The 15,391-nt window shown below is 59.7% G+C and carries 11 protein-coding genes; 1 reads left to right on the plus strand and 10 read right to left on the minus strand.

Annotated elements, in window-relative coordinates; genetic code table 11:
• Positions 1 to 15: 15 nt before the first annotated feature.
• The 8 genes from carB to ribF form a co-directional block, all read right to left on the minus strand.
• Positions 16 to 3,240, minus strand: coding sequence for a carbamoyl-phosphate synthase large subunit (gene carB, locus MC269_RS15590; protein WP_239952952.1), 3,225 nt, complete (start codon positions 3,238 to 3,240; stop codon positions 16 to 18).
• A 14-nt stretch (positions 3,241 to 3,254) separates the two neighbouring features.
• Positions 3,255 to 4,403 carry a glutamine-hydrolyzing carbamoyl-phosphate synthase small subunit gene (gene carA / locus MC269_RS15595; protein ID WP_081138685.1) on the minus strand — a complete coding sequence of 383 codons (1,149 nt, stop codon included), beginning with the start codon at positions 4,401 to 4,403 and terminating at the stop codon, positions 3,255 to 3,257.
• Between the two features lie 469 nt (positions 4,404 to 4,872).
• Complete coding sequence (gene dapB, locus MC269_RS15600; RefSeq protein ID WP_239952953.1) at positions 4,873 to 5,688, minus strand: 4-hydroxy-tetrahydrodipicolinate reductase; 816 nt, start codon at positions 5,686 to 5,688, stop codon at positions 4,873 to 4,875.
• Positions 5,689 to 6,509: 821 nt separating this feature from the next.
• Positions 6,510 to 7,463, minus strand: a complete 954-nt coding sequence (gene ispH / locus MC269_RS15605) for a 4-hydroxy-3-methylbut-2-enyl diphosphate reductase (protein ID WP_081138690.1) — start codon at positions 7,461 to 7,463, stop codon at positions 6,510 to 6,512.
• Complete coding sequence (fkpB, locus tag MC269_RS15610) at positions 7,444 to 7,914, minus strand: FKBP-type peptidyl-prolyl cis-trans isomerase (protein ID WP_239952954.1); 471 nt, start codon at positions 7,912 to 7,914, stop codon at positions 7,444 to 7,446. The genes ispH and fkpB overlap by 20 nt, the downstream gene beginning before the upstream one ends.
• Before the next feature lie 3 nt (positions 7,915 to 7,917).
• A complete protein-coding gene (gene lspA, locus MC269_RS15615; RefSeq protein WP_239952955.1) occupies positions 7,918 to 8,421 on the minus strand; it encodes a signal peptidase II in 504 nt (167 codons plus the stop codon).
• Positions 8,421 to 11,240, minus strand: coding sequence for an isoleucine--tRNA ligase (gene ileS, locus MC269_RS15620; protein ID WP_239952956.1), 2,820 nt, complete (start codon positions 11,238 to 11,240; stop codon positions 8,421 to 8,423). Before ileS ends, lspA begins: the two co-directional genes overlap by 1 nt.
• Before the next feature lie 28 nt (positions 11,241 to 11,268).
• Entirely contained in the window at positions 11,269 to 12,192 is a 924-nt protein-coding gene (gene ribF, locus MC269_RS15625) for a bifunctional riboflavin kinase/FAD synthetase (protein ID WP_081138698.1), read from the minus strand.
• Positions 12,193 to 12,509: 317 nt separating this feature from the next.
• On the opposite strand from ribF, the gene rpsT reads away from it, so the two are divergent.
• On the plus strand, positions 12,510 to 12,773 hold the full coding sequence (gene rpsT / locus MC269_RS15630; RefSeq protein WP_033749434.1) for a 30S ribosomal protein S20: 264 nt from the start codon (positions 12,510 to 12,512) through the stop codon (positions 12,771 to 12,773).
• 60 nt (positions 12,774 to 12,833) lie between these two features.
• Here the strand turns inward: rpsT and nhaA are convergent, their stop codons facing one another.
• Both nhaA and dnaJ read right to left on the minus strand, forming a co-directional pair.
• Entirely contained in the window at positions 12,834 to 13,997 is a 1,164-nt protein-coding gene (nhaA, locus tag MC269_RS15635) for a Na+/H+ antiporter NhaA (protein WP_239952957.1), read from the minus strand.
• A gap of 175 nt (positions 13,998 to 14,172) precedes the next feature.
• Positions 14,173 to 15,318 (minus strand): molecular chaperone DnaJ, encoded by a 1,146-nt coding sequence (gene dnaJ / locus MC269_RS15640; protein ID WP_239952958.1) that lies wholly within the window; start codon positions 15,316 to 15,318, stop codon positions 14,173 to 14,175.
• Between the last annotated feature and the right edge of the window lie 73 nt (positions 15,319 to 15,391).

The following is a 15,391-nucleotide window of genomic DNA, read 5'->3' on the forward strand; positions in this document are numbered from 1 at the left end:
AATTATGCACCGAAATTAACCGTTAATCAGCGCGTGCATTTCCTGTACGGAAATAACCTGCTCTGTCGGGTCGGCATTCAGCGACATGGCGGTGGCGAAACCGCCGTTCAGCGTAGTGTCGTAGTGCACTTTATACTGCAGCGCGCTGCGACGGATGACGCGTGAGTCTTCAATCGCCTGACGGCCGGCGGTGGTGTTGACAATATAGGTATATTCGCCGTTCTTCAGGCGATCCTGAATATGCGGACGACCTTCGTGCACCTTATTCACCAGACGCGGATTGATACCCGCCTCGCCCAGCACCACGGCGGTGCCGTGGGTAGCGTCCAGCTCAAAGCCGAACTTCAGCAGCTTGGCCGCCAGATCGACGATGCGCTTTTTGTCCCCTTCGCGCACCGACAGCAGCGCGCGACCGCTCTTCTTCATGTTGCTCTGCGCGCCCAGCATCGCTTTAGAGAAGGCTTCGGCAAAGGTGCGTCCCACGCCCATCACTTCGCCGGTGGAGCGCATTTCCGGGCCGAGGATTGGGTCCACGCCCTGGAACTTGTTAAACGGCAGCACCACCTCTTTCACCGAGTAGTAAGGTGGGATCACCTCTTTGGTGACGCCCTGCTCCGCCAGAGTTTTGCCCGCCATCACGCGCGCCGCGACTTTCGCCAGCGGTACGCCGGTGGCTTTGGAGACAAACGGCACGGTACGGGCGGCGCGCGGGTTGACCTCAATCAGGTAAACCTCGTTGTCCTTCACCGCGAACTGCACGTTCATCAGGCCGCGCACGTTGAGTTCGAACGCCAGGCGCTCGACCTGCTGGCGCATCACGTTCTGGATCTCCTGGCTCAGCGTGTAGGCCGGCAGCGAACAGGCGGAGTCGCCTGAGTGCACGCCAGCCTGCTCGATATGCTCCATGATGCCGCCAATCAGCACGCGCTCGCCGTCGCAGATGGCGTCGACGTCCACTTCCACCGCGTCGTCCAGGAAGCGATCCAGCAGCACCGGCGCGTCGTTAGAGACGGAGACGGCGGTCTGGAAGTAGCGCTTGAGGTCGATCTCGTCATAGACGATCTCCATGGCGCGGCCGCCCAGCACGTAGGAGGGGCGCACCACCAGCGGATAGCCGAGGCTGGCCGCTTTCTCGACCGCCTGCTCCAGCGTGGTGACGGTGGCGTTAGCCGGCTGCTTCAGGTTGAGGCGGTCGACCGCCTGCTGGAAGCGCTCGCGGTCTTCAGCGCGGTCAATGGCGTCCGGGCTGGTGCCGATAACCGGCACGCCCGCGGCTTCCAGCGCGCGCGCCAGCTTCAACGGCGTCTGACCGCCGTACTGCACGATTACCCCTTTCGGCTGCTCGATGCGCACGATCTCCAGCACGTCTTCCAGCGTCACCGGCTCAAAGTAGAGACGGTCAGAGGTGTCGTAGTCGGTGGAGACGGTTTCCGGGTTGCAGTTCACCATAATGGTTTCGAAGCCGTCTTCGCGCAGCGCCAGCGCGGCGTGCACGCAGCAGTAGTCGAACTCAATGCCCTGGCCGATACGGTTCGGTCCGCCGCCCAGCACCATGATCTTGTCGCGATCCTGGTTCGGGTTCGCCTCGCACTCCTCTTCATAGGTGGAGTACATGTAGGCGGTATCGGTGGCGAACTCGGCGGCGCAGGTGTCGACGCGCTTGTAAACCGGGTGCAGGTTGTACTGCTGACGCAGCTTGCGGATCTCGCCTTCTGAGACGCCCGCCAGCGCTGCCAGACGCGCGTCGGCAAAGCCTTTACGCTTCAGCGCGCGCAGGAACGGCTGGCTCAGGCCGTTGACGCCTTCGCGCGCCACCTGCTCTTCCAGACGCACCAGCTCTTCGATCTGCACCAGGAACCAGCGGTCGATGTTGGTCAGGTTAAAGACGCCGTCGACCGACATGCCGGCACGGAACGCGTCGGCGATGTACCAGATACGCTCAGCGCCGGCATCTTTCAGCTCGCGGCGAATGCGGGTCAGCGCGTCGGCGTCGTCGAGATGCACTTTCGGGTCAAAGCCGTTGGCGCCTACTTCCAGACCGCGCAGCGCTTTCTGCATCGACTCCTGGAAGGTGCGGCCAATCGCCATGACTTCGCCTACCGACTTCATCTGCGTGGTGAGACGGTCGTTGGCACCGGCGAATTTCTCGAAGTTAAAGCGCGGGATCTTGGTGACAACGTAGTCGATTGAGGGTTCGAACGACGCCGGGGTCAGGCCGCCGGTGATATCGTTCATCAGCTCGTCGAGGGTAAAGCCGACCGCCAGCTTGGCCGCCACTTTGGCGATCGGGAAGCCGGTCGCCTTAGAGGCGAGCGCCGAGGAGCGCGATACGCGCGGGTTCATCTCGATAACGATCAGGCGCCCGTCCTTCGGGTTAACCGAGAACTGCACGTTAGAGCCGCCGGTTTCCACGCCGATTTCACGCAGCACCGCCAGCGAGGCGTTACGCATGATCTGATACTCTTTATCGGTCAGCGTCTGCGCCGGGGCGACGGTAATGGAGTCGCCGGTGTGGATGCCCATGGCGTCAAAGTTTTCGATAGAGCAGACAATGATGCAGTTGTCGTTCTTGTCGCGCACCACCTCCATCTCATACTCTTTCCAGCCAATCAGCGACTCATCGATCAGCAGCTCGTTGGTCGGCGAGAGATCCAGACCGCGCTCGCAGATCTCTTCAAACTCTTCGCGGTTGTAGGCGATGCCGCCGCCGGTGCCGCCCATGGTGAACGAGGGACGGATAATGCACGGGAAGCCGACATCTTCCGCCACGGCCAGCGCCTCTTCCATGGTATGGGCGATGCCTGAACGCGCCGTATCCAGTCCGATGCTTTTCATCGCCACGTCGAAGCGACGACGATCTTCTGCTTTATCGATGGCATCGGCGGTGGCGCCAATCATGGTGACGCCGAACTCTTCCAGCACGCCCTGACGCTCCAGCTCCAGCGCGCAGTTCAGCGCCGTCTGGCCGCCCATGGTTGGCAGCACCGCGTCCGGACGCTCTTTTTCAATAATTTTGCGCACCACTTCCCAGTGAATCGGCTCGATATAGGTCGCATCGGCCATTTCCGGGTCGGTCATGATGGTCGCCGGATTAGAGTTGACCAGAATGACGCGGTAGCCCTCTTCGCGCAGCGCTTTACACGCCTGCGCGCCAGAGTAGTCGAACTCACAGGCCTGGCCGATAACAATCGGGCCTGCGCCAAGGATCAGGATGGATTTTATATCAGTACGTTTTGGCATTTTCAGGCTCCTGATTACTTAGCTTTCGAACGATAGGCGTCGATCAGTTCAATAAAGTGATCGAACAGCGGCGCGGCGTCGTGCGGACCCGGACTCGCTTCCGGATGTCCCTGGAAGCTGAACGCCGGTTTGTCGGTGCGGTGAATGCCCTGCACCGTTTTGTCGAACAGTGAAATGTGCGTCACGCGCAGATTTGCCGGCAGGCTGGCGTCATCGACGGCGAAGCCGTGGTTCTGCGCGGTGATCATCACCGTATTGTTGTCGAGATCCTGCACCGGATGGTTGCCGCCGTGGTGGCCGAGCTTCATTTTCACGGTTTTCGCGCCGCTCGCCAGCGCCAGCAGCTGATGGCCGAGGCAGATGCCGAACACCGGGATGTCGGTGTCGAGGAACGCCTTAATGGCGCTGATGGCGTAATCGCACGGCTCCGGGTCGCCTGGGCCGTTGGAGAGGAAAATGCCGTCTGGATTGAGCTTCAGCACCTCTTCGGCAGGCGTCTGCGCCGGCACCACCGTCAGGCGACAGCCGCGATCCACCAGCATGCGGAAGATGTTGAACTTGACGCCGTAGTCGTAGGCCACGACGTGGTACGGCAGCGCTTCCGCGCTCTTCGGCTGCGGCAGGCCCTCGTTCAGCGTCCAGGAGCCCTGCTGCCAGCTATAGGTTTCCGCCGTTGTGACCTCTTTCGCCAGATCCATCCCTTTCAGCCCCGGAAACGCCTGCGCTTTCTGCAGCGCCAGCGCCGCGTCCGGGTTGTCGCCCGCGATGATGCAGCCGTTCTGCGCCCCTTTTTCACGCAGCAGACGCGTCAGCTTGCGGGTGTCGATATCGGCGATGCCCACCACGTTATTGCGCTGCAGGTAGGCTGACAGGCTCTCTTCGCTGCGGAAGTTGCTGACAATCAGCGGCAGGTCGCGAATGACCAGGCCTTGCGCGTGAATTTGGGTCGATTCTGCGTCAGCGGCGTTGACGCCGACATTGCCGATATGGGGATAAGTGAGGGTGACGATCTGGCGGGAATAGGAGGGATCAGTGAGTATTTCTTGATAACCGGTCATTGACGTATTGAAAACGACCTCCCCCACTGCCGATCCCGTTGCCCCGATGGCCCGACCGTGGAATTGGGTTCCGTCTTCCAGAACCAAGAGCGCTGACTTAATCAAAACATCCTCCAGGGAATAAACAGTCACAATATTTGCATATTAATTCAAAATTTGGCCCTGAATCAAGGCAAAAACCGCCTGAGTGGTCGATTTTTGGCAAATTGCGCGCATTCTAATGATCCCCCTGCGGCTTGTCTACCCTGCAAGACGATTTTTTAGCTGTTTTCGCGTCACTGACGGATAAAACCAGGAATAAGTCGCAAAAAAGCGAGATTAGCGGCGGGAATAAACGGTTGCCTGGGTGAAATAAAATAAAAGTGCGGCCCGCAGGCTGCTATTTTTGACCAAATGGTCAAAAAAGCTCTTTTTTTAACCGCAACGGCAGCCAGAAATCATTCTTTTACCAGCCTGGCATGAATTAACCAAGCAAAGGCTTATTTTAGATAAAAATAAAGGGCGATAACGCTATCGCCCTGTTCAATCAATCTGTTACCGATTGAAATAACCACATCACAATGGTTCACAACACTCACAACATCGAGAGATCCAGCACATCTCGCATATCATAAAGTCCGCTTTTCTTCTCTTTCAGCCAGAATGCAGACTTAACTGCGCCTTTTGCAAAGGTCATACGACTTGAGGCCTTGTGGGTAATCTCAACGCGCTCGCCGATATCCGCAAACATCGCGGTATGCTCGCCGACGATATCACCCGCGCGCACCGTGGCGAAACCAATGGTCTGCGGCTGACGCTCGCCGGTGTGCCCTTCGCGCGCGTAGACGGCGTGCTGGTTTAAATTCCAGTTCATGGCGTCGGCGATCGCTTCGCCCATCGCCAGCGCGGTGCCGGAAGGGGCATCGACTTTGTGTCGATGGTGCGCTTCGACGATTTCGATATCGGCGTAGTCGCCCATTACCTTCGCCGCCTTCTCCAGCAGCTTCAGCACCAGGTTGACGCCGATGCTAAAATTAGCGGCAAAGACGATGGGGATCTCGGTCGAGGCCGCCTGAATAGCCGCTTTGCCCGCCTCATCGAAGCCGGTGGTGCCGATCACCATCGCTTTTTTATATTCACGGCACAGCGCCAGATAGTGCAGCGTGCCTTCGGGACGGGTGAAATCCACCAGCACGTCGAAATCATCCATCACGCTGCGTAAATCGTCGGTGATGATCACCCCGTTTTTGCCCGTTCCGGCCAGCTCGCCTGCGTCGCTGCCCACCAGCGAAGATCCGGGACGCACCAGCGCGGCGCCGAGTTCAACGCCCTCCGCCTGCTGCGTCGCCTCAATCAGATTACGCCCCATACGGCCCGGCGCGCCCACGATGGCAATGCGGTAATTCTTCATATTTATTCATTCCTGATACAAAACTATGCATGCAAAGCGCAATCAGGTTAACGGTCAGTTAACAGTCACGCCACTACTAATGCGGGATAATTAGAATTTCAGGGTAGCGCTTAGTGATTATCAGTAAAAGCAATTCCGCTGGCTGGAACTCAACCTTTTTGCCCATGAAAAAGGCCGACTTATGTCGTAATGCTTGTCAGTTAAGCATGGGGTGATAACGCAGTCTGGTACCGCTCAGGGACTGGCGGTCCTCGCGCCGCTGACGCGGTACCTTCACGTCATTCGTCTGCCTGACGGACCGGCGGGGATGGAACCTCCCTGTTCCAGCCCCACCTTTCGCCCGCATCCCTGCGGGCTCTCCTGGCAGACTCACTCTGTTCAGCGCTGCGAAATGCCCGTCCCTGAGCGGCTCCAGCCTGCTGGCCAGCTTCCGTGTGCGCTGCTGGAAAGGGCATAAGCGTGCAGGCGGTATTGCAAAGGGCACTGTATCTAAGGCCAGTGCGCCTCCTCTGCTGTAGAGGGCTATTCGCAGCGCTGAGGCGGAGACGTTGTGCCCGGAGCCGGTCGCAGGGATGCGACAGGCAGTTCGGGTAGGCCTGGATGGCCGTACCCGAACGGTCCGGCCGGCGCGACGTTGCAGCCGAAGGCACCGCGCAGCGGCGCGAGGACGACCCGGCAGCAGAGGAGGCGCGCTGGCCCGCACCGGCACACGCATAAAACAAAGGCCGCCGTTTTGAGAAAAACGCGGCCTTACCTGAACATGACTTTAACTGACAAGCATTAAGACTGATGTCGGCCTGTCTGCAAGGGATAATGCGCGGTTACTGCACGTTGCGTACCTCGACGCGCAGCTCTTTCGGCACCTCGAACACGATATTCTCTTCGCGCCCAATCAGCTCGATCGCCGCGTCGCCGCCCAGCTCGCGCAGCCGCTGGATCACCTGCTGCACCAGAATATCGGGCGCCGAAGCGCCTGCGGTGACGCCGATGCACTCGACGCCCTTCACCCACTCTTCCTGGATATCGTCCGCCGAGTCGATCAGCTTCGCCAGCTTGCCGGCGCGCTGCGCCAGCTCCGCCAGACGATTGGAGTTTGACGAGTTCTTCGAGCCGACCACCAGCACCACCTCCGCGTCGCGCGCCAGCACACGCACCGCTTCCTGACGGTTGGTGGTGGCGTAGCAGATGTCATCCTTGCGCGGGCCAATAATCGCCGGGAACCGCGCGCGCAGCGCGTCGATCACCTCAGAGGTGTCGTCAACCGACAGCGTGGTCTGCGTCATAAAGCAGAGATTGCTCTCATCCTTTACCTGCAGCTTAAACACGTCCTCGGGCGACTCCACCAGATACATGCCGCCGTTCGGGTTGCTGTACTGGCCCATGGTGCCCTCGACTTCGGGATGGCCCGCATGGCCGATCAGGATCGCCTCCACGCCTTTACGGCTGGCGCGCGCCACTTCCATATGCACCTTGGTCACCAGCGGACAGGTGGCGTCGAACAGCATGGTCAGGCTGCGCGCTTTGGCTTCGGCGCGCACCGCCTGCGACACGCCGTGCGCCGAGAAAATCAGGATGGCGTTATCCGGCACTTCGCCGATCTCTTCGATAAAGATCGCGCCGCGCTCGCGCAGGCTGTTGACCACGTAGCGGTTATGCACCACCTCATGGCGCACGTAGATCGGCGCGCCGTACATCTCCAGCGCACGCTCGACAATGCTGATGGCGCGATCGACACCGGCGCAGAAGCCGCGCGGGTTAGCCAGCAGGATTTGCATCGTTTGCCTCCAGTACCGGATTGACTTCCAGCACGTCGATATCGAAATGAACCTGATGACCGGCCAGCGGATGGTTAAAGTCCACCGTGATGGAATCGCCGGAGATTTCGCGGATCACGCCCGGCATCTCGCTGCCGCCCATGCCGGTAAACAGCATGATGGCGCCGATTTCCGGCTCGCCCGCGTGAATAAAGTCGCGGCGCGAGAAGTACTGGATCAGATCCGGGCTGACGGCGCCGAACGCCGCTTCCGGCGCCAGCGTAAAGGCGTGCTTGTCGCCCGCCTTCAGTCCCAGCAGCTCCTGCTCCAGCGCGTCGGAAAGGCTGCCGTCGCCGAGGCGGAACAGCGCCGGTTTGCCAGAGGCGGAGGTAGACTCCGCGACGGAGCCATCCTCCAGCTTCAGCGTGAAATGCAGCAGCACCGCGCTGTCGCGCTCTACAGAGACTGTCATGACTTACCCTTGTTTTGCCTGTTTGCCGGAAGGGCTGAAAAAGCCCTCCAGCACCACTAACGCGGCGCCGATACAGATGCCGCAGTCAGCGATATTAAAGGTGGCGAAGTGCCAGTCACCGATATAGAAGTCGATAAAGTCGACTACGAATCCGTGATAAGCACGATCGAACAGGTTGCCTGCCGCGCCGCCGATAATCAGCGCGTAGGCGATATTAACGATCTTCTGGCTGGCGCGGCTGCGGTACATCATCACCAGCAGCGCCACCACGATGGCGATGGCGATGCCGGCGAAGAACCAGCGCTGCCAGCCGCCTTTGTCCGCCAGGAAGCTGAACGCCGCGCCGTAGTTGTGCGCGTAGAACAGGTTGAAGAACGGCATTAGCGGCTGCGTTTCATGCAGCATCATGTTGTTCATCACCCACTGCTTGCTGGCGAAATCGATCAGGATCACCGCCAGCACCAGCCATACCCAGCGTAAGCCGGTTGAGAGAATAGGTTTACGCATCAGGCAAATTTACGCTCTTCGCCGTTGCCGGCCAGGTTGGTGTAACAACGACCGCACACCGCAAGATGCTCCGGGTTCTGGCCGACGTCAGTAGTGTAGTGCCAGCAGCGCGGGCATTTCTCGCCTTCTGCCTTGTGCAGCGCGATTTTCAGACCTTTCACCAGCTCGCTCTGCTGCGCTTCTTCGCTTGCCAGCGCATAGTCCGCCACCGTCGCGCCCGAGGTCAGCAGCACAAAGCGCAGCTCGTCGCCCAGCGCCTGCAGCTTCGCCGCCAGCGCCGCGTCCGCATAGAGCGTGACGGTCGCTTCCAGCGCGCCGCCGATACGCTTGTCGCTGCGCGCCTGCTCGATCGCCTTGTTGACTTCGCCGCGCACTTTCAGCAGCTCCGCCCAGTAGTCGTCGTTCAGCGCTTCGCCCTGCGAAAGACCAAACAGGTCGCTATACCACTCTTCGGTAAAGACGTACTGCGCGCGCTCGCCTGGCAGATAGCCCCAGATTTCGTCGGCGGTAAAGGACATGATCGGCGCCATCCAGCGCACCAGCGCCTCGACGATGTGCCACAGCGCGGTCTGACAGCTGCGACGCGCCAGGCTGTCGCGTTTCGCGGTGTACTGGCGATCTTTAATGATATCGAGATAGAACGAGCCCATCTCCACCGAGCAGAACTGCATCAGGCGCTGGATAACTTCGTGGAAATCGTAGTTGTCGTAGGAGGCGACGATATCCGCCTGCGCCGCCTGCGCGCGGCCGACCGCCCAGCGATCCACCACCACCATCTCTTCCGGCTTGACCCTATCGGTTTCCGGGTTGAAGCCGTTAAGGTTCGCCAGCAGGAAGCGCGCGGTGTTGCGGATACGACGATAGGCGTCGGCGGAGCGCTTCAGGATCTCGTCGGAAACCGCCATCTCGCCGGAATAGTCGGTCGAGGCGACCCACAGGCGCAGAATATCCGCGCCCAGCTTGTTCATCACGTCCTGCGGCGAAACGGTGTTGCCGATCGATTTGGACATCTTGCGGCCCTGACCATCGACGGTGAAGCCGTGGGTCAGCACCTGGCGATAGGGCGCTTTGCCCTTCATCGCGGTCGAGATCATCAGCGAGGACATAAACCAGCCGCGATGCTGGTCGGAACCTTCCAGATACATATCGGGCGTGTGGCCGCCAAATTCCGGACGCGCGTCGACCACCGCATAGCTGGTGGAGCCGGAGTCGAACCAGACGTCCAGCGTATCCGGCACCTTCACGTAGCTGTCGGCGTCATCGCCCATCAGCTCGCGCGGGTCGAGATCCCACCACGCCTGAATACCATCCTGCTCAACGCGCTGCGCCACTTTCTCCATCAGCGCCAGCGTGTCGGGATGCAGCTGCTCGGTCTCTTTGTGCACGAACAGCGCCATCGGCACGCCCCAGGTGCGCTGACGCGAGATGCACCAGTCGGGACGGTTCGCCACCATCGCTTCGATACGCGCCTGGCCCCAGTCCGGGATCCACTGCACGCCTTTGATCTCTTTCAGCGATTGCGCGCGCAGGCCTTTCTGATCCATGCTGATGAACCACTGCGGCGTGGCGCGGAAGATGATCGGCGTTTTGTGACGCCAGCAGTGCGGGTAGCTGTGCAGCAGTTTTTCCACGTGCAGCAGCGCGCCCTTCTCTTTCAGCAGCTCAACGATGACGTCGTTGGCCTTGAAGACGTTCAGACCGTCCAGCGTCGGATAGGTGCCTGGCAGATAGGTGCCGTCCGGACCAACCGGGTTCGCCACTTCAATGCCATATTTCTGGCCGATAACATAGTCGTCCGGACCGTGGCCCGGCGCGGTATGCACGGCGCCGGTACCCGCTTCAAGCGTTACGTGCTCGCCCAGCACCACCGGCGACTGAATGTTCACCAGGAAAGGATGCTGGAACGTCAGACGCTCCAGCGCCGCGCCTTTGCATTCGCCCAGCACGGTCCACTCGGCGACGCCGGCGCGCTTCAGCACGCTCTCTACCAGCTCTTTCGCCAGGATCAGCGCGCGGCCGTCGATCTGCACCAGCTGATAGTCAAACTCCGGATGCAGCGAGATGGCGCGGTTGGCCGGCATGGTCCAGGGCGTCGTGGTCCAGATCACCAACGAGATCGGGCCGTTAGCCGGCGCGTCGCCGAATTTTGCGCGCACCGCGTCGCGGTCTACCGCGTTAAACATCACGTCGATAGAGGGCGAGGTTTTGTCGTAGTATTCCACTTCCGCTTCCGCCAGCGCCGAACGGCAGTCCAGGCACCAGTGCACCGGCTTCGCGCCCTTGTGCAGGTGGCCATTGCCGATGATTTTGCCCAGCGCGCGGATGATGTTGGCTTCGGTCTGGAAGTTCATTGTCAGGTAGGGACGATCCCAGTCGCCCAGCACGCCAAGACGGATAAAGTCCGCCTTCTGCCCTTCGACCTGCTCGGCGGCGTATTTGCGGCACGCTTCGCGGAACTCAGCCGGCGTCACCTTCTCGCCCGGCTTGCCGATCATCTGCTCGACCTTATGCTCGATCGGCAGGCCGTGGCAGTCCCAGCCCGGCACGTAAGGCGAGTCGAAGCCCGCCATGCCTTTCGACTTGACGATAATGTCTTTCAGAATCTTGTTAACTGAGTGACCAATATGGATGCTGCCGTTCGCATAGGGAGGGCCGTCATGCAGAATAAAGGTTTTTTTCCCTTTTTTGGCTTCGCGGATGATGCCGTACAGGTTGTCATCATACCAGCGTTGCAGCATTCCCGGTTCGCGTTTGGCAAGATCGCCGCGCATCGGGAACCCCGTTTCGGGCAAATTCAGGGTAGATTTATAGTCACTCATCAGATTCTCGTTTCCGTTTTTTGCGGGGTTAAAGCCCAAAGAAGCGCCGGGCGGTTACCACATCTTTCGCAATTTGTTCTTTCAACGCCTCCAGTGAGGCAAAGCGCTGCTCGTTACGTATCTTATGCTTCAGCACCACATCAATGTGCTTTCCATACAGATTGATATTGATGTCAAGCAGGTGAACTTCAAGCTGCTGGCGCAATCCTTTTACCGTTGGTCGCGTGCCGATATTCGCCACGCCGGGAACAGGCGCCCCCAGACCGAGCACCTCCACCGCATACACGCCTTTCACCGGCGAGACGATGCGGCGCAAAGGAAGGTTCGCGGTGGGGAAACCGATGGTGCGTCCCAGCGCATCGCCGTGCACGACGCGGCCAGAGATACTGAAAGGGTGGCCCAGCAGCGTTTGCGCCAGCGCTAAGTCGTCACTGGCCAGCGCCTGACGCACGGCGGTGCTGCTGATACGCTTGCCGCCGTCGCAGAAGGTTTCGGTGCTGACAACGTCAAAGCCGTACTCGGCACCGGCCTTCTGTAATAACAGGAAATCGCCCTGGCGACCAGCGCCAAAGCGGAAATCATCCCCCACCGCCAGGTATTTGACGTCCAGCTTATCCACCAGCAGATCGGTGATAAAGCACTGCGCCGACTGCGCGGCAAAGCGGCGGTCGAAGCGCACGCACAGCACCCGATCGACGCCCGCTTCCGCCAGGAACTTCAGCTTTTCCCGCAGGCGCGTCAGGCGCGCCGGGGCTTTGTCTCCGGCGAACAGCTCAAGCGGCTGCGGCTCAAACAGCATCACCATCACCGGAAGCTGGCGTTTTCGTCCCTCTTCGCACAGGCGCGCCATCAGCGCCTGATGGCCGCGATGCACGCCGTCGAAGTTACCAATGGTCAGGACGCAGCCGCGATGCTGCTCGTTTAGATTATGAATACCGCGGATAAACTTCATGGCTGACTCAAACCGGTGGAAATCGGCGGATTATACCCTTGAAAGCGGCGAAGGTTAACCCGTCGCCACACCTTTCCTGCGCAGAACGCGCCATTTATCAGGGCCTGGCGCGCGCGGCGCGGCTCTGTGAGAATTTTGTTGTGAAAGGCTGTATCTGACGAGGGGAAGCTGGTAGAATCTTGCGCCATCAATTACGTAACCGGGCGTGGTTTGTAAAACGACGCTTATTTGCACAAATCCATTGACAAAAGAAGGCTCAAAAGGCATAGTCCTCGGCCTTTGATTTGTCCATATAGAACACATTTGGGAGTTGGACCTTGGCTAATATCAAATCAGCTAAGAAACGCGCCGTAACATCTGAAAAACGTCGCAAGCATAACGCGAGCCGTCGTTCTATGATGCGTACTTTCGTGAAGAAAGTATACGCGGCGATCGCAGCTGGCGACAAAGCTGCTGCGCAGAACGCATTTAACGAAATGCAACCGATCGTGGACCGTCAGGCTGCTAAAGGTCTGATCCACAAAAACAAAGCTGCACGTCATAAAGCAAACCTGACTGCTCAGATCAACAAAATGGCGTAAGCCTTTGTTCATCGCTTTGTAAAAAAGAACCGGCGCTTAGCCGGTTTTTTTTCGTCCTGGTTACGCCGCCAGACGTCGCCTCAGGATCAGATAGCCCGCCACCGCCGACAGAATCGACCCCAGCAAAATGCCCAGCTTCGCCAGCGTAATCAGCTGCGGATTGCTCTCACCGTAGGCGAGCGAGGCGATGAAGATCGACATGGTAAAGCCGATGCCGCACAGCACGCCGACCGCGGCGATATCCGCCAGGCGGGTATTGTGCGGCAGCGTCGCCAGCCTGAACTTCACCGCCAGCCAGCAGAAGAGCGTGATCCCCAGCGGCTTGCCGATCAGCAGTCCCACCATAATGCCCAGCGGCAGCAGCGAAACGATATCCGCCGCGTGCACGCCGTCCAGCGACACGCCCGCATTGGCGAAGGCGAACAGCGGCAGGATCAGCCAGCGCACCCAGGGATGCAGCGCGTGCTCCAGGTGAATCGCCGGCGAGTGGCCCTCCTGCTTCTTCAGCGGGATTAAAAAGCCCACCACCACGCCCGCCAGCGTCGCATGCACGCCCGATTTCAACACGGCGGTCCAGAGCACCATGCCGACCAGCAGATAGAGCCCGGTGTTGCGCACGTTCAGCAGATTCATCGCCGCCAGCACCACAATCGCCAGCGCGGCGACGCCCAGCGCGGCTATCGACAGATCGCTGGTGTAGAACAGCGCGATAATCACAATGGCGCCGAGATCGTCGATGATCGCCAGCGCCATCAGGAAGATTTTTAGCGCTGGCGGCACGCGGCTGCCGAGCAGCGCGAGGATGCCAAGGGCAAAAGCGATATCGGTGGCGGTGGGAATGGCCCAGCCGCTGCGCGTAGCGGGGTCCGCGCCGTTAAAGGCCAGAAACAGCAGGCCCGGCGCCAGCATGCCGCCCAGCGCGGCAATCAGCGGGAAGATCGCCTGTTCACGCTTTGCCAGCGCGCCCATTACCATTTCGCGCTTTACTTCTAATCCCACCATCAGAAAGAACACCGCCATCAGCGCGTCGTTGATCCACAGCAGCAGATTCTTACTGATATCGAGCGCGCCGAAGCGGAATTCCACCGGTATCGCCAGCAGGTTCTGATAGCCCTGCTGCGTGGCGGCGCTGTTCGCGAGGAACATCGCCAGCGCGGCGGCGACAATCAGCACTATGCCGCTGGTCGCATCGTTCTGTAGCCATTTTTTAAGCCTGATATTCACATTTTCTCCTGAGTGATTGACCTGTGCTATCCCAGAGCAGCGGCTATCATAACGGTTAACAAACAGCGATTCGGCTAGTAACACACGTATTTACGGAACTTTAAGCGCTGTGCGCTAAAAGCAGGCAAAAAAAAAGCCAGCGACAAGGCGCTGGCTTTATTTCACCGAATAACCATTAGCGGGTCAGGTCGTCGAAGAATTTTTTCACGCCGTCGAAAAAGCTTTTCGAACGCGGGCTGTTGTTGTCGCCAGTCGGACCGCCGAAGCTCTCTTCCAGATCGCGCAGCAGCTTTTTCTGCTTCTCGTTCAGATTGACCGGGGTTTCCACCACCACGCGGCACAGCAGATCGCCAACCGCGCCGCCGCGCACCGACTTCACGCCTTTGCCGCGCATGCGGAACAGCTTGCCGGTCTGGGTTTCCGCCGGGACTTTCAGCTTCACGCGTCCATCCAGCGTCGGCACTTCGATCTCACCGCCCAGTGCCGCCATGGCAAAGTTGATCGGCACTTCGCAGTAGAGGTTGTTATCTTCACGTTCGAAGATCGGGTGTTTCTTCACCGACACCTGAACGTAGAGATCGCCCGCTGGCGCGCCCTGCTCGCCAGCTTCGCCTTCGCCGCTGAGACGGATACGGTCGCCGGTGTCGACGCCTGCGGGAATTTTCACCGACAGGGTTTTCGACTTCTCGACGCGGCCGTGGCCGTGACAGGCGTTGCACGGATCTTTAATCACCGAGCCGCGACCATGACAGGTCGGACAGGCCTGCTGCACGGTGAAGAAACCCTGGCGCATCTGCACCTGGCCCGCGCCGTGACAGGTAGGACAGGTCTGCGGCTGGGTGCCTGATTTCGCGCCGCTGCCGTGGCAAACCTCACACTCCTGCAGCGTCGGGATGCGGATCTCTTTGGTCACGCCGCGCACCGCTTCTTCCAGCGTCAGCTCCATGTTGTAGCGTAAATCGGCGCCGCGCGCTGCGCGCTGACGACGACCGCCGCCAAAGATGTCGCCGAAGACGTCGCCAAAGATATCGCTGAAGTCCGCGCCGCCGCCACCAAAGCCGCCGCCGCCGAATCCGCCACCGCCCATGCCGCCCTGTTCAAACGCCGCATGACCATATTGATCGTAGGCCGCGCGCTTCTGCGCGTCGGTCAGGATTTCGTAGGCTTCCTTGACCTCTTTGAATTTGGCTTCCGCCTCTTTATCACCCGGATTGCGATCGGGGTGAAATTTCATCGCCAGGCGTTTATACGCCTTTTTAATTTCACGTTCGTCTGCGGATTTGGAGACGCCTAAAATCTCGTAGTAGTCACTCTTCGCCATTTTTAGCCCTTAACATGCTCGCACGGGCGTGGAGAGATCTCCTACGCCCGTGCTGGTTTCAACGGCTGTCAGG

The organism is Pantoea sp. Z09 (assembly GCF_022394795.1).
Lineage (GTDB): Bacteria > Pseudomonadota > Gammaproteobacteria > Enterobacterales > Enterobacteriaceae > Pantoea > Pantoea latae.

Coding starts and splice junctions, on each gene's coding strand:
- ileS (WP_239952956.1), bottom strand. CDS start 11,240: ATGAGTGACTATAAATCTACCCTGAATTTGCCCGAAACGGGGTTCCCG.
- ribF (WP_081138698.1), bottom strand. CDS start 12,192: ATGAAGTTTATCCGCGGTATTCATAATCTAAACGAGCAGCATCGCGGC.
- dapB (WP_239952953.1), bottom strand. CDS start 5,688: ATGAAGAATTACCGCATTGCCATCGTGGGCGCGCCGGGCCGTATGGGG.
- dnaJ (WP_239952958.1), bottom strand. CDS start 15,318: ATGGCGAAGAGTGACTACTACGAGATTTTAGGCGTCTCCAAATCCGCA.
- fkpB (WP_239952954.1), bottom strand. CDS start 7,914: ATGACAGTCTCTGTAGAGCGCGACAGCGCGGTGCTGCTGCATTTCACG.
- carB (WP_239952952.1), bottom strand. CDS start 3,240: ATGCCAAAACGTACTGATATAAAATCCATCCTGATCCTTGGCGCAGGC.
- ispH (WP_081138690.1), bottom strand. CDS start 7,463: ATGCAAATCCTGCTGGCTAACCCGCGCGGCTTCTGCGCCGGTGTCGAT.
- lspA (WP_239952955.1), bottom strand. CDS start 8,421: ATGCGTAAACCTATTCTCTCAACCGGCTTACGCTGGGTATGGCTGGTG.